The 13,900-nt window shown below is 65.1% G+C and carries 13 protein-coding genes and 1 tRNA gene; 6 read left to right on the forward strand and 8 right to left on the reverse strand.

Annotation, left to right across the window (positions count from 1 at the left end):
* From V9L21_RS12185 to cysS, 7 genes are all read right to left on the reverse strand, one after another.
* Positions 1 to 669, reverse strand: coding sequence for a hypothetical protein (locus tag V9L21_RS12185; protein ID WP_337312139.1), 669 nt, complete (start codon positions 667 to 669; stop codon positions 1 to 3).
* Between the two features lie 406 nt (positions 670 to 1,075).
* Positions 1,076 to 1,168 (reverse strand) — tRNA-Ser (locus V9L21_RS12190).
* 26 nt (positions 1,169 to 1,194) lie between these two features.
* On the reverse strand, positions 1,195 to 2,463 hold the full coding sequence (locus V9L21_RS12195) for an aspartate kinase (protein ID WP_337312141.1): 1,269 nt from the start codon (positions 2,461 to 2,463) through the stop codon (positions 1,195 to 1,197).
* A 67-nt stretch (positions 2,464 to 2,530) separates the two neighbouring features.
* Positions 2,531 to 3,508, reverse strand: a complete 978-nt coding sequence (tilS, locus tag V9L21_RS12200; protein WP_337312144.1) for a tRNA lysidine(34) synthetase TilS — start codon at positions 3,506 to 3,508, stop codon at positions 2,531 to 2,533.
* An 11-nt stretch (positions 3,509 to 3,519) separates the two neighbouring features.
* Positions 3,520 to 4,500, reverse strand: a complete 981-nt coding sequence (locus V9L21_RS12205; RefSeq protein WP_258506946.1) for an acetyl-CoA carboxylase carboxyltransferase subunit alpha — start codon at positions 4,498 to 4,500, stop codon at positions 3,520 to 3,522.
* Between the two features lie 16 nt (positions 4,501 to 4,516).
* Positions 4,517 to 5,167 carry a DNA-3-methyladenine glycosylase family protein gene (locus V9L21_RS12210; RefSeq protein WP_157614396.1) on the reverse strand — a complete coding sequence of 217 codons (651 nt, stop codon included), beginning with the start codon at positions 5,165 to 5,167 and terminating at the stop codon, positions 4,517 to 4,519.
* 17 nt (positions 5,168 to 5,184) lie between these two features.
* Positions 5,185 to 6,561, reverse strand: a complete 1,377-nt coding sequence (gene cysS / locus V9L21_RS12215) for a cysteine--tRNA ligase (RefSeq protein WP_337312146.1) — start codon at positions 6,559 to 6,561, stop codon at positions 5,185 to 5,187.
* A 193-nt stretch (positions 6,562 to 6,754) separates the two neighbouring features.
* On the opposite strand from cysS, the gene V9L21_RS12220 reads away from it, so the two are divergent.
* From V9L21_RS12220 to V9L21_RS12245, 6 genes are all read left to right on the forward strand, one after another.
* Positions 6,755 to 7,345, forward strand: coding sequence for a tetratricopeptide repeat protein (locus tag V9L21_RS12220; protein ID WP_337312148.1), 591 nt, complete (start codon positions 6,755 to 6,757; stop codon positions 7,343 to 7,345).
* A gap of 79 nt (positions 7,346 to 7,424) precedes the next feature.
* A complete protein-coding gene (locus V9L21_RS12225) occupies positions 7,425 to 8,030 on the forward strand; it encodes a peptidylprolyl isomerase (protein WP_337312150.1) in 606 nt (201 codons plus the stop codon).
* Positions 8,031 to 8,060: 30 nt separating this feature from the next.
* A complete protein-coding gene (locus tag V9L21_RS12230) occupies positions 8,061 to 8,573 on the forward strand; it encodes a peptidylprolyl isomerase (RefSeq protein WP_157614400.1) in 513 nt (170 codons plus the stop codon).
* A gap of 34 nt (positions 8,574 to 8,607) precedes the next feature.
* A complete protein-coding gene (locus V9L21_RS12235) occupies positions 8,608 to 9,378 on the forward strand; it encodes a UDP-2,3-diacylglucosamine diphosphatase (protein ID WP_337312154.1) in 771 nt (256 codons plus the stop codon).
* A gap of 8 nt (positions 9,379 to 9,386) precedes the next feature.
* Complete coding sequence (locus V9L21_RS12240; protein ID WP_337312156.1) at positions 9,387 to 10,178, forward strand: zinc-dependent peptidase; 792 nt, start codon at positions 9,387 to 9,389, stop codon at positions 10,176 to 10,178.
* A 94-nt stretch (positions 10,179 to 10,272) separates the two neighbouring features.
* Complete coding sequence (locus V9L21_RS12245; RefSeq protein ID WP_337312158.1) at positions 10,273 to 10,869, forward strand: hypothetical protein; 597 nt, start codon at positions 10,273 to 10,275, stop codon at positions 10,867 to 10,869.
* A gap of 78 nt (positions 10,870 to 10,947) precedes the next feature.
* Here the strand turns inward: V9L21_RS12245 and V9L21_RS12250 are convergent, their stop codons facing one another.
* Positions 10,948 to 13,866: a DUF349 domain-containing protein gene (locus V9L21_RS12250; RefSeq protein ID WP_443304754.1), complete on the reverse strand. Its 2,919-nt coding sequence runs from the start codon at positions 13,864 to 13,866 to the stop codon at positions 10,948 to 10,950.
* Between the last annotated feature and the right edge of the window lie 34 nt (positions 13,867 to 13,900).

The raw sequence follows: 13,900 nt of genomic DNA on the forward strand, positions 1-13,900 counted from the left end.
TCAGGAGCGGCGAACGGCCGACTGGCCCAGCACGCGGCACTTGCCGAATTCGCAGCGCACGGCCCAGGTGGCGCCGTTGGAGCACGGCACGTTGTAGGCCTCGTAGCCGGGGCCCTTGGCCGTCAGCTCCGCGCGCGGCTGAATGCTGCACTGCCCGGCCTTAGCGACGAGTTCGGCGTTGTAGGTATCCACGCCGGTGCGGCGCGGCGCCATCACGACTTCGGGATTGAAGGAATGACCGTAGAAGGTGTCGCGCACGTTCGGGTCGAGGTTGTGATACCCGCGCTTCGCCATGCAGTGCACGATCGCAATCTGCTGGTGCTCGGCAATCACGCTCGCGTCGGGCTGGTAGCTCATGTCGATTGCCGCAGCCGCAATACCGCCCTTGGCAGCAGCCACCACGATGCCCTGGCCGTGCACCACGACCAAGCCCAGGCCCAGCGCCAGCCACATGGCGTCGCCCGATTCGCTGCGCGCGGTGATCCGCGTCGCCGCGGTGCGGCAATCGGCCACGTCGCTGTCGTATCGGGCCTTGTCGACGCCTTGCATGGCCACCATGGGCACATAGGAAAGCCCCGACCCTGTTCCAGGCTCCGTCGGTGTCGGCGGCGTGCTGACGCACCCGCCCAATGCAACAACGGCGCACACGACGCTCAGCAGCAGCTTCATGGAGATTCCCTCGTCCTCTTCGCGATAGTTCGGGCAATTTAACCATACAGATCGTTACTTTTGCCCCAGTTTTGTCGCAAAGCTGCTACGGCTCGGGTGCTTGCACGAGATTTATTTACGCTCGTTTCTGATCTGGGCAGATCAATGCGCCCGCGCGCAAGCTGCGATGCAGTGGATTTGAATACTTTGGACAGCCTTTCAACTCCACCGCCGTTCATGGCACTGCTTCGGCCGTGCCACGATATGCCAGCATGTACCGACCTCATCGCAGCTATGGCCGGAGACCTTGAGGCATCGGAAAACGCAGACGAAAAAAGCAGCCGCTGGCTTTAAAGCGATGCTCGCAGCATTTCCCGAGCATGAAAAAAGCCCTGTCAATCCGAAGATCAACAGGGCTTCATCAGCTTGGCGGAACCGGAGGGATTCGAACCCTCGATGAGGCTCTACACCCCATACTCCCTTAGCAGGGGAGCACCTTCGGCCACTCGGTCACAGTTCCTGAAAGAAGCCGAGATTATGCCACTGTCAGGCGGCAGGTTGGTCCAGATCGAAGGCTTTGTGCAACGCGCGCACTGCCAATTCCATATATTTTTCGTCGATGACCACCGAGGTCTTGATCTCGCTGGTCGAAATCATCTGGATGTTGATGCCCTCTTCGCTCAACACGCGGAACATCTTGCTGGCCACGCCCACGTGGCTGCGCATGCCGATGCCCACGATGCTGACCTTGCAGATCTTGGTGTCGCCCACGATCTCGGTCGCGCCCAGCGAGGGCATGACCTTCGATTGCAGCAGGTCGACCGTCTTCGCGTACTCGTTGCGATGCACGGTAAAGCTGAAGTCGGTGCGGCCGTCTTTGCTGAGATTCTGGATGATCACGTCGACTTCGATGTTGGCGTCCGCCACGGCACCGAGGATGTGATACGCGATGCCCGGCTTGTCGGGCACGCCGAGCACCGATATCTTGGCTTCGTCGCGGTTGAAAGCGATGCCGGATACGACGGCTTGTTCCATGTTTTCGTCTTCCTCGAAAGTGATCAGCGTGCCGGACTTGGCCTCTTCATTGATGTCGATGTCCCAGGGCGTGAAGCTCGAAAGCACACGCAGGGGAACCTTGTATTTGCCGGCGAATTCCACCGAGCGGATTTGCAGCACCTTGGAGCCCAGGCTCGCCATTTCGAGCATCTCTTCGAAGCTCACGGTCGAGAGGCGGCGCGCATCGGGCTCCACGCGCGGGTCGGTGGTGTAGACGCCGTCCACGTCGGTATAGATCAGGCACTCGTGCGCCTTCATGGCGGCGGCAATGGCCACGGCCGAGGTGTCGCTGCCGCCGCGGCCCAGCGTGGTGATGTTGCCGCTATCGTCCACGCCCTGAAAGCCGGTAATGACGACCACCTTGCCGGCGTCCAGGTCGGCGCGCACGCGTTCGTCGTCGATGCTCTCGATGCGGGCCTTGGTGTAGGAGTTGTCGGTGCGCACCGACACCTGCCAGCCCGCGTAGCTCACGGCCTCCATGCCTTCGGCCTGCAGCGCAATCGCCAGCAGCGCCGACGAAGCCTGTTCGCCGGTGGCGGCGAGCATGTCGAGTTCGCGGCCGTGGGCGTCGCTGGGTTTGCTCGGGGCCAACTCTTTGGCCAGGCCGAGCAGGCGATTGGTTTCGCCGCTCATGGCACTCGGGACCACGATCATCTGGTGGCCGGCGCGCGCCCACTTGGCGACGCGCTTGGCGACATTCTTGATGCGCTCGGTCGAGCCCATCGACGTACCGCCGTATTTGTGAACGATCAATGCCATGGGTGAATTCAGAGAAAAAGAAAGGGCCGCTGCACTCCCGAGTGCCAACGCGGCGCCCTGCAAGCCGTCAGCGCGAAGCCTTGGGCGAGGGCCTGGAATTGTACCAATGCAGGAAATCGCCCCGCCGCTCGACGAAACCGTTGGCCACCTTGAGGTGGATGCGATGGCCGCGCGTGGTGCAGGCCTGCAACTGGCTCAGCAATTGGTCCAGTTGCGCCGTGCTGGGGGCGCAGCCGTGCGCCTGCATCAGCCAGTGCCGCACCACGTTGCCCTGGCGCGCTTGTGAAAGCAGCCGCAGCGCGGCAATGCGCGGTGGATCGCCGACCGTGACCAAGTCTTGCTCCGCCAGTTGGCCCAGCAGTTCCTGAGCCTGTGCGGCATGGCCGATGCTGCGGGTGAAGGTGGAGCGGAATTGCGGAAAAGCCTGCGCAAGCGCGGGCAACAGCACGGCGCGGATGCGATTGCGGGTGTAGCGCTCGTCCTGGTTGGTCGGATCCTCGATCCAGGGAAGGTCGAGGCCTTTCAGCCAAGCACGGATATCTGAGCCGGGCACGCCCAGCAAGGGCCGGTAAATGTCGAGCCCATTGCGCCGCGCATGGGCCGGCATGGCCGCGAGGCCCGGCAGCCCCGCCCCCCTGGACAAGGCGAGCAGCAGTGTCTCGACCTGATCATCTGCGTGGTGCCCAAGAACAAGCGATTTGATAGTGCCGGCCGGTTCGCCCGAGCCGGCCATCGCTGCGAAGGCCTCGTAGCGGGCCCGCCGTGCCGCATCTTCAGGACTGTCGCCCTGCGCGTGCCGGGCATCGACACGGTGCACCACCAGCGGCACGCCCAGCTGCTCGCACACCTCGGTGCAATGCCGCTCGAAATCGTCGGCCGCAACTTGCAGCCCGTGGTGCACGTGAAAGGCCACCACTTGCCCCGGCCAAGCCGATGCGCAAGCGGCCAGCAAGGCAGTGGAATCCGCCCCACCACTGAAGCCCACCGCCAGCGGCAGATGCGCCGGCTCGAACGCGGCCATCGCGCGTTCGAAGGCTTCGTTCATGGGGCGCTTGCTTATCTGCCGGTGTCGGCCTTGGTGTCGTTGAAGCGCCCGTAGCTTTGCAGGCGTTCGTAGCGGCGATCGAGCAGCTCTTTCGGCTTCAGGTCGCTGACCTGGCGGAAGGCGTCGTTGAGCGCGCGCTTGAGAAAAGCGGCCATCTGGCGATGGTCGCGGTGCGCGCCGCCGACCGGCTCGTTCACGATCTTGTCGACCAGGCCCAACGCCTTCAGGCGGTGCGCGGTAATGCCGAGGGCATCGGCCGCTTCCTGCGCCTTGTCGCTGGTCTTCCAGAGAATGGAAGCGCAGCCTTCGGGGCTGATGACCGAGTAAATGGAGTACTGCAGCATCAGGAGTTGGTCGCCCACCGAGATTGCGAGTGCGCCGCCCGAGCCACCTTCACCGATGATGGTGACGATGATCGGCACTTCGAGCTGCGCCATCTCGTAGATGTTGCGGCCGATGGCTTCGGACTGTCCGCGCTCCTCGGCGTCGATGCCTGGATAGGCGCCGGGCGTATCGACGAAGGTGAAGACCGGCAGCTTGAATTTCTCGGCCGTCTTCATGAGCCGCAATGCCTTGCGATAGCCCTCGGGCTTGCTCATGCCGAAGTTGCGCGCGGTGCGCTCCCTAGTGTCGCGCCCCTTCTGGTGGCCCAGCACCATGCAGGGCGTGCCATTGAAGCGCGCAAGACCGCCGACGATCGAAAGGTCGTCCGAGAAATGCCGGTCGCCGTGCAGTTCGACGAAGTCGGTGAAGATTTCGTTGACGTAGTCGAGCGTGTACGGACGCTCCGGATGCCGCGCGATCTTGGTGATCTGCCAGGGCGTCAGGTCGCTGTAGATGTCTTTGGTGAGTTGCTGGCTTTTCTTGCCCAGCTGGTCGATTTCCTCCGAGATGTCGACCGCCGATTCGGTCTGTACATAGCGCAGTTCTTCGATCTTGGATTCGAGTTCAGCAATGGGCTGCTCGAAGTCGAGGAAGGTTCGTTTCGCCAACGTCTTCTCCTGTTGTTCAGTATGCGACCGGTACCGGGTCGAGCGAGCGCCAAATATACCAAGTTGCCACACTGCAAAATGGTGCCCAGGCCACGGCGACGTCGCGGGCATCGCTGCGGCTCACGGGATCGCCCGAAAAATAGTTCACGCTGATGCCGTTGAGCAGGCCCAGGTCGTCCACCGGCAGCACATTGGGCCGCATCAGGTGGAAGATGAGGAACATTTCAGCCGTCCAGCGGCCAATGCCGCGAATGGCCACGAGCTCTTCGATGATGAGCTCGTCCGACATGTCCTTCCAGGCATCGACGTGCACCGCGCCGGAATCGAAGTGAATGGCCAAGTCGACCAGGTATTCGACCTTGCGCGCCGACAGCCCTGCCGCGCGCATGTCGTCAACCTTGAGCTTGAGCACGTTGGCCGGCGTCAGCTTGCGCGGCAACACCGCGAACTTGTCCCATACGGTCTGCGCGGCCTTCACCGAAATCTGCTGGCCCACGATGCTGCGCGCGAGCGTGGTGAACGCATCGCCGCGCGACTCGAGGCAGGCATCGCCGAACTTCGGAATCAACCGCTTCATCACGCGGTCCTTCTTCGCCAAGTGCTTGCAGGCCTCCTCCCAGTAATCGGGCGTGAAGATCTGGACGCTCGATTTCCTGGTTGCAGGCATGGGGTTGGTGGTTCCGTTCACTGCGCTGCGGCCCAGGTCGTGCCGGTGGGCGAATCCTTGAGCACGATGCCTTGCGCCAAGAGGTCGTTGCGGATGCGGTCGGCCTCGGCAAAGTTCTTCGCGGCCTTGGCGGCCGCGCGTGCATCGATCTGCGCCTGGATGGTGGCTTCGTCCAGCGTAGTGCCTGCGCGCAGGAACGCACGCGGGTCGCCTTGCAGCAGGCCCAGCGAGCCGGCCAGCGCCTTCAGCAAGCCGGCTGTTTCTGCGGACTTGGTGCGGTTGACCTCGCCGGCCAGCTCGAACAGCACGGCGATAGCCTCGGGCGTGCCGAAGTCTTCGTCCATGGCGGCCTTGAAGCGCGCGGCATAGGGCTGCGTCCAGTCGATCATCACTTCGGCTGGAGCGACCAAATCGAGCGCGGTGTAAAGGCGCTTCAGCGAATTGCGGGCGTCGTCCAAGTGTGCGTCGCTGTAGTTGAGTGCGCTGCGGTAGTGCGTACGCACCAGGAAAAAGCGCAGGCTCTCGGCGTCGTACTTCTGCAGCACCTCGCGGATGGTGAAGAAGTTGCCCAGGCTCTTGGACATCTTCTCGTTGTCCACGCGCACGAAGCCGTTGTGCACCCAGAAGCGCGACAGGGGCTGGCCGTTGGCGCCTTCGCTCTGCGCGATCTCGTTCTCGTGGTGCGGGAACTGGAGATCAGCGCCCCCGCCATGGATGTCGAAGGTTTCGCCGAGAGTGGCGCAGCTCATGGCCGAGCACTCGATGTGCCAGCCTGGCCGGCCGGTGCCGTAGGCGCTTTCCCATTTGGCGTCAGCAGGCTCGGTCGGCTTGGCAGCCTTCCAGAGCACGAAGTCGAGCGGATCCTGCTTGCCGTCGAGCACGGCAACGCGTTCGCCCGCATGCAACTCGTCGAGCGACTTGCCCGACAGCTTGCCGTAGCCCGGGAACTTGCGCACCGCGTAGTTCACATCGCCGTTGTCCGAACGATAGGCCAGGCCCTTTTTTTCGAGCTTCTCGATGATGCCCAGCATCTGCGGCACGTACTCGGTGGCGCGCGGCTCGATGGTGGGAGGCTCGATGCCGAGGGCGCCGATGTCCTCATGCATGCCCGCAATCACTTCATCGGTCAGCTCACGGATCGTGATGCCACGCTGCACCGCGCGCGCAATGATCTTGTCGTCGATGTCGGTGATGTTGCGCACGTAGGTGACGGCATAGTCGCTCGCTCTCAGCCAGCGCTGCACCACGTCGAAGGCCATCATCATGCGAGCATGACCGATGTGGCACAGGTCATAAACCGTCATGCCGCACACGTACATGCGCACCCGGCCCGGTTGCAATGGGGAGAACTCCTCCAGTTCACGCGAAAGCGTGTTGTAGATGCGCAGACTCATGAGGCTCGGAAAACGTCGCTTCGCGCACGTGCGGCACGGGCGAACGACGTTGGATTTCAGGGGTGACGGGGACAGTGGCCGCGAGGGGTTGGACATGGCCCCTCGGCTACAATGCACCGCAGTATAAACGGCTGCTGCCGTGTACATTCCGGGTGTTTTCGAGGCCCGCACTTCCCAATCTTGCCGAGGCTTCATGAAGCACGTCGCGTTCTCCAAACTCTCCTTCGCCTTTGCACTGCTCTTCAGCCTGTGGGGTTCCGCCGCGTACGCCAACGACTACGACGACGTGAACACGCTGCTGCGCCAGGGCAAGTCGAACGAGGCGCTGGCCAAGGCCGACGCGTACATTGCCGGCAAGCCGCGCGATCCGCAGATGCGCTTTCTGCGGGGCGTGATCCTCACCGAGCAAAAGAAGCAGAACGAGGCCATTGCCGCCTTCACGCAGCTGACGCAAGACTTCCCCGAGTTGCCCGAGCCCTACAACAACCTGGCCGCGCTGTATGCGGCGCAGAGCAAGTTCGACCAGGCACGCGCCGCGCTGGAACAAGCGCTCAAGCTCAACCCCAACTACGCCACCGCGCATGAAAATCTCGGCGACGTGTATGCGCGCCTTGCCGCCCAGGAATATGTGCGGGCGCAGCAATTCGCCAGCACCAACGCCAGCGTTGCGCCGAAGCTCTCGCTGATCCGCCAGATCTTCAACCCGAAGACCGAGGCACAAGCCGCAACGCTGCCACCGCCTCCGGCGGAAGTTCGCAAACCGGTCGGCCGCCCGAGCAAGTAACCGGCCGCACGGGCACCCTGGCCACGGCAGCTTGCGTTGCCGGGCCCGCACCCCACATCATTCGCACACGGAGCTTTCCTTGACGATCCAAGCCTTCTTCACTTCCCCGTCCACCCGGTTCAGCCGTCGCGGTGCGTTCGCGCTGGCCGCAGCCCTCGCCTTTGCCGGTGCCGTGCATGCGCAGCAGGCGGGTCCGCGCGTGAAGCTCGCCACTTCGGCTGGCGACATCCTGGTCGAACTCGACCAGGCCAAGGCCCCCAAGACAGTCGAGAATTTTCTGCAGTACGTCAACGACAAGCACTACGACGGCACGGTGTTCCACCGCGTGATCGACGGCTTCATGATCCAGGGCGGCGGCTTCACGGCCGAGATGCAACAAAAACCCACGCGCGCGCCCATTGCCCTCGAAGCCAATAATGGCCTGAAGAACGACAGGTACACCATTGCCATGGCGCGCACCGGCAACCCGAATTCGGCCACGTCGCAGTTCTTCATCAACGTGAAGAACAACGACTCGCTCAACGCGCCCAACCCGGACGGCTACGGCTACACCGTGTTCGGCCGCGTCGTGTCCGGCACCGACGTGGTCGACAAGATCCGCGCTGTTCAAACCGGTAACAAGGGCGGCATGCAGAACGTGCCGCTCGAGCCCATCATCATCAAGTCCGCCACACTGGCGAAGTAATTTCCGAACATCCGAAAGAAGGACTCCCTCATGAGCAACCCCAAAGTCGAACTGCACATCAAGAACTACGGCGTGATCACGCTCGAGCTCGACAGCGCCAAGGCCCCCAAGTCGGCCGAGAACTTCGTCAACTATGTGAAGAACGGTCACTACGACAACACGGTGTTCCACCGCGTGATTCCGGGCTTCATGGTGCAAGGCGGCGGCTTCGAACCCGGCATGAAGCAAAAGCCCACCGGCGCCGAAATCGAGAACGAGGCCAACAATGGCCTCAAGAACGACAACTACACCGTGGCCATGGCCCGCACGAGCGCACCGCACTCGGCCACGGCCCAGTTCTTCATCAACGTGGCCGACAACGGCTTCCTGAATCACACCGCCCCCTCGGCCCAAGGCTGGGGCTACGCGGTGTTCGGCAAGGTCACCGGCGGCACCGATGTCGTCGACAAGATCAAGGCCGTGAAAACGGGCCGCAAGGGCTTCCATGACGACGTGCCGCTCGAAGACGTCGTGATCGAAAAGGCTGTCGTCGTCTCCGAATAACGACCGGCAAGACCAGGCGGGGCACGACATCGGCATGGCGGCAAATCCGGCTTTCAAGGAGCTGCTCGCCCCGCCCACGTGGCGCACCGTCGACCTGATTTCCGACCTGCATCTGCAGGCCGGCGAGCCCGCCACCTTCGAGGCCTGGCAGGGTTATTTGCAGACCACACCGGCCGATGCGCTGATCATCCTCGGCGACCTGTTCGAAGTGTGGGTGGGAGACGATGCCGCCGCCCCGCCGGGCTTCGAGGCGCAGTGCGCCGAGCTGCTGCGCCGCACGGCCGAACGGCTGCCGGTGTACTTCATGCACGGCAACCGCGACTTCCTCGTGGGCCCTGCGCTTGCGGCCCAATGCGGCTTCACGCTGCTGGACGACCCCACGGTGCTGGTGCTGCACGGTGAACGCTGGCTGCTGAGCCACGGCGACATTCTTTGCCTGGACGATACCGAGTACCTGAAGTTTCGCGCCCAGGTGCGCACGCCCGAATGGCAGGCTGCATTTCTGGCCAGGCCGCTTGCCGAACGCCGGGCGCTCGCACGCGCGATGCGCACGCAAAGCGAAGACCGAAAGCGCGACCCGTCGGCGCTCTGGGCCGATGTGGATGGCGGCGCCGCACGCCAATGGCTTGAGCAGGCGCGCGCGCGCACGCTGGTGCACGGCCACACGCACCGGCCCGCTGATCACGATCTGGGAGACGGCCTCAAGCGCATGGTGCTGAGCGACTGGGACGCGGCGGCCCATCCGCCGCGTGCGCAGCTGCTGTGCCTTTCACCCGCCGGCGCGCAACGCGTCGATCTGCGCTAACCGACGCAATGTTCAAGTGGCTGCGCCGGTTGCGCGCCCTGCCCCCAATTCCCGAAGCGGCCTGGCAGGCAACGCTCGAGCGCTATGCCTTTCTGGGCGAATTGCCTCACGCCGCACAGCAACGGCTGCGCACCCTTACGGCTGAATTCCTGCGCGACAAGGAATTTCATGGCACGCAGGGCTTCGTCATCACTGACGAGGTCGCGCTGGCAATTGCCGCGCAGGCGGTGCTGCCGGTTCTCAACCTGAAGGGCGGCCTGGACTGGTACGACGATTTTGTCGGCATCGTGGTGCATCCGTCCGAGGTCGTTGCGCGGCGCAAGATCGTCGACGAAGCACAGGTGGTGCACGAATACGATGAGGTGGTGGCCGGCGAGGCCATGGACCGCGGCCCGGTGATGCTGAGTTGGCAGGATGTGCTCGCAAGCGGCATCGCCACGGGCGGCGGCTACAACGTCGTGATCCACGAGTTTGCACACAAGATCGACATGCGCGCAGGCGATGCCGACGGCTGTCCGCCGCTGCCGCCGGGCTTTGCGGGCAAGAAGAGCGCGCGGGAGGCTCGCGCCGCCTGGCTCGCGGTGCTGCAGCCGGCATACGAAGACTTTCGCGAGAAGACGATCCTCGCCGACCGCTTTGGCGCCGAGCCGCCATGGCTCGACGACTACGGCGCGACATCGATCAGCGAGTTCTTCGCGGTGGCCTGCGAGGCCTACTTCGTGAACCGTCCGAACTTCGCGCGGGACTTCCCTGCGGTGGTGGCGCTGTTCGATGAATTCTTTCTTCCTAAACAGGGCTGATCGCCCGCCAATTCTTCATTCTTTGCTACCTATTCAGTAGCAGTTTGCCCCTTAGTATCGGTGGGTTATCAACTCACCGAAAAAGGTCAACAACATGAGGGATTGGTTCTATCAGCTCACGGGCAAGGCATGGATCGCGCTGCTGTTCGGCATTGGCATCCTGGGATGGGCAGGCTATGCGCAGTTCAAGGCGGGCGCCGAGACGCACGGCACCGCGGTGGAAGACTTGGTCGCCAAGAGCGGCACGATCGTCAGCGGCAGCGAGATCACCGAAACCACCAAGCGCCGCCGCGGCGGCACCACGACGCGCCACTACTTCGTGCTCGACGCCAAGCTCGCCGACGGCAGCACCGAGAAATGGCGCGTCGACCACGCCATCGGCCGGAGCAAGGTCGAGCCGCTGATCGACGAAGCCATCGAAGTGCGCATCGATCCCTCGGACAACAACCTCGTCTACGAGGCCAAGCTCAAGGGCCGACCGGTGGTCGCCCTGGCCGACGTGCAGAAGATCATGGAGAACAAGGACAAGGTCGCGGCATCGATGGCCACGGACAAAATCACCCTGATCGTCGGCGCCATCGCCCTGCTGCTGGGCATTGGCGGGCTGTTCGTCCGCCGCCGGATGGCGAGCGGCCATGCGGCCGAGCAGGCGGCCACCGTCCAGACGCCCGTGATCGGCGAGAAAGTCTGATCCACGCGATTTCATCGCAACATTAAAAAGGCGCCCCGCGGGGCGCCTTTTTCATGCGTGGCCATCAGCCGATGCGTTTTACTTGCGCAGCAGCGCCTTCAACGCGTTCTGCAAACGTCGCGCGCTGGCCGCATCATGCGCGGCAGCCAGCACCTTGCCAGCGTCCTGGCCCCAGGTTTGCGCCGGAGCCGGATCGCCGCGCTTCGTCAGCAGCTTGAGCTGCAGCGCGCGGCGTGCGTCGAGTTGCTCCGCAGGCGTCGGCACTTCGGCGGCCATTTCGAGGCGCAGCAGTGCTTCGGCGGCTTCATCGGGTGCAGCCTTGGGCGCCGAACCGATGGCTTGGGACCAGCCGGTGCGCACCGCTGGCGTAACCGCGCGGCCCAGTTCCTGAACGCTGGGCAGCTTGGAGGCATCGCGTTGCTCCCATGCGCCGAGCACTTGCGTGAGCGCTTCGCCGTGGGCCTGGGCCGCCAGCTTGCGCAGCGCCATGTCCGCACGCTCGAGGGCTTCGCGCTGCGCGCGGAAAGCGGCATCGCCGAGCCGCGGACCTCGGTCTTCGAAGCGCGGCGGACGGTCGCCGAAGCGGCCCGCCGGTGCACCGCGATCGCCGCGGTCGCCACGGCCATCAGCGCGAGGTGCCCCGCGCTCGCCAGGACGACCGGGGCCGCCCGGGCCCGGACGGGCACCATCGCGCCGGTCGCCGAACCTGCCGCCTGCACGGGCTGCCGGGGCCGCTTCGGCCTTCTTGTTACCGGGACGGTCGTCGCCGCGCACGGCAACCACCGGCTTGGGGGCCGGCTTCGGCGGTGCGGGCGGTGCCTTGGCTTCTTCGGCCGCAGCAGGTTCGCTGCCTTCGTGTGCCGCGCTGTCGGCTCGCGCCGAAGAATCTGCGCCGTCGGCCGGGGCCACCAGATCGGGGTTGGCGGCTGGCGCCGATTCGGCGCGCGTGCCGGGCAAGGCTTCCGCGTCGCTCGGGCCCGGGGCCTGTTCGGCGCTCTCGCCAAACTCGGCCGCGGCTTGCCCGGGTGCGATCACCTCGGTAGCGCCGACCGAAGGTCCGTCGCTGGAGGGCGCGGGTGCCGGTGGGGGCGCCTCGCCGCGCAGCGCGGCTTCGAGCCGGGCAATGGCGGCGCGAATCTTCTGCACGTCGCCGCCGGCATTGGCAGCGTCGAGCGCCTTGGAAGCCTCGAGCACATGGCGGTCGTGTTCGCTCATCGCGGTCGCGGACTTCTCGCGCTCCGCGGTCTTGCGATTGAAGGCTTCGTCGATGGGTGCGCGGAACGCGTCCCACAGCTTCTGTTCGTGGCGGCGGTCGAGCGGCACGCTCTGGGCCTCCGCCTGCCAGCGCTGTTGCAGCGCCTTGACGGCATCGATGCGCAGCATGGGCTGGGCACCAAGCTCGGCGGCCTCGGCGATCATGGCCTGGCGTCGTTCGATGCTGGCCTTTTGCGCCGTCTCGAAAGGTGCGCGCGCGGCGCCGAATGCTTCGTTCCACTGCGGCTGCAACTCGGCGAAGACCTTCTCGCCCACGTGGCCGGCATCGCGCCAGCGGTCGGCAAACTGGTGCAGCGCGCGGTTGTGCGCCTTCAGGTCGGAGGGGGTGGCATGCTCGGCCGCCCAGGCCTTGACCTCTTCGATCAGCGCCACGCGGTGGGCACGGTGCTCGGCCGCGTCGGCGCGAACCTTTTCGAGCCAGGCTTCGACCACCTTGTGGGCTTCGTTGCAGGCTTCGTCGAAGCGCTTCCACAGCGCATGGTTGGGCACGCCGCCCTGGTCGGCCTGCTTCCATTGGTCGCGCAGCGAACGCAGCGTTTCCTGCATCTTGCGGCCGCCGAGGGCCTGGCCTTCAGGGCGCTTGAGCAGGCCTTCAGCCTTGGCAACGAGGTCTTCGCGCACCTTGTCGGCGCTCCAGCGCTGCCAGCCTTCGAGTTCGCCGGCTGCCACCAGCGCCGCATGCACGCGCGCTTCGAGCGGGGCATCGACGAGCTTGCCGTGTTCCTTCAGCACCGCGCGCAGTGCCGCGGCCGCACCGGCGCTGGCCTTGCCGTGGCCTTCGGCGGTTTCCTGCTCGAGCTTGGCAAGGGCCGCTTGCACGGCGTCTTGCGCGGCTGCGCGCACGGCCGGATCGACCTTGGGTGCGGCCGGCTTGGCGGGCGCGGCCTTGGGCGCCACCACCTCACCGCGCGCGGCGCGCAGCTCGTCGGCCCACACGGGCACCGGCGGCAGGGGTGCCGCAGCGTCTGCCGCCGCGGCCTGCGCCTGGGCCAACGCCGCATGGAACGCATCGGACACGACCAGCAATTGCGCCTTCGACGATTCGAGCTGCGGGGCAAACCTGGCATCCAGGCTGCTCCAGTTGGCATCGGCTGTGATGTCGGCGGCCTGTTGCTGCCAGTGGGTCACGTCGGCGCGCAGCGATTCCTCGGCGGCCTGGGCGTCCTGCCAGCCCTTGGTCGAGAGCACTTCGAAGCGCTGCGCGAGCAGCACGGCGGCTTCGCGGTGCACCTGGGCACGGTGCTGCAGGTCTTCGATGCCCTTCACGCGCTCGGCAAGTTGCACCTTGAAACCGGCCAGCGGCTCGCGCGAAAGCGGCGCGCCGGCCTTGGCGGCGTCGCGCTGCCAGGCGAGCGCATCGGCAATGTTGAGTTTGGATTGGCCCAGCAACGCCTCGGCCTTTTGCGCCCATTCGGCGGCAATCGCTTCCTGGCCCTTGGCGCGCTTGAGTTCGTCGAGCTTTTCGCGCAAGAGGCGCGCCGCGCCCTTGTCGCGGCCGCTCAGCTCCTTGAAGACTTCCTGCATCTGCTCGGGCGCGGGGTTGCCCGCGAGCCAGTCGCGGATGCGCGCGGCGCGCTCGCCCGAGGTTGGCGCGGTGAAGGCGCCGCCGGTGAGCGTGTCGAGGGCCTGGAGGTCGTGTGGCTTGGAAGAAGTAGAGGTCACTTGCGCGAGATCGTTGTCTGAAGAGAGAAAGCGAAGGCGCCGGCAAAGGCCGGCGCACATCGACATTTTCACCCAGTTGTGGCGGGCGGTTGAA

The organism is Variovorax sp. CCNWLW235 (assembly GCF_037204085.1).
Lineage (GTDB): Bacteria > Pseudomonadota > Gammaproteobacteria > Burkholderiales > Burkholderiaceae_C > Variovorax.

Excerpts from the sequence above, each read along its gene's own strand:
- V9L21_RS12185 (WP_337312139.1), bottom strand. The coding sequence starts at position 669 with ATGAAGCTGCTGCTGAGCGTCGTGTGCGCCGTTGTTGCATTGGGCGGG.
- V9L21_RS12195 (WP_337312141.1), bottom strand. The coding sequence starts at position 2,463 with ATGGCATTGATCGTTCACAAATACGGCGGTACGTCGATGGGCTCGACC.
- tilS (WP_337312144.1), bottom strand. The coding sequence starts at position 3,508 with ATGAACGAAGCCTTCGAACGCGCGATGGCCGCGTTCGAGCCGGCGCAT.
- V9L21_RS12210 (WP_157614396.1), bottom strand. The coding sequence starts at position 5,167 with ATGCCTGCAACCAGGAAATCGAGCGTCCAGATCTTCACGCCCGATTAC.
- cysS (WP_337312146.1), bottom strand. The coding sequence starts at position 6,561 with ATGAGTCTGCGCATCTACAACACGCTTTCGCGTGAACTGGAGGAGTTC.
- V9L21_RS12220 (WP_337312148.1), top strand. The coding sequence starts at position 6,755 with ATGAAGCACGTCGCGTTCTCCAAACTCTCCTTCGCCTTTGCACTGCTC.
- V9L21_RS12230 (WP_157614400.1), top strand. The coding sequence starts at position 8,061 with ATGAGCAACCCCAAAGTCGAACTGCACATCAAGAACTACGGCGTGATC.
- V9L21_RS12235 (WP_337312154.1), top strand. The coding sequence starts at position 8,608 with ATGGCGGCAAATCCGGCTTTCAAGGAGCTGCTCGCCCCGCCCACGTGG.
- V9L21_RS12240 (WP_337312156.1), top strand. The coding sequence starts at position 9,387 with ATGTTCAAGTGGCTGCGCCGGTTGCGCGCCCTGCCCCCAATTCCCGAA.
- V9L21_RS12245 (WP_337312158.1), top strand. The coding sequence starts at position 10,273 with ATGAGGGATTGGTTCTATCAGCTCACGGGCAAGGCATGGATCGCGCTG.
- V9L21_RS12250 (WP_443304754.1), bottom strand. The coding sequence starts at position 13,866 with ATGTGCGCCGGCCTTTGCCGGCGCCTTCGCTTTCTCTCTTCAGACAAC.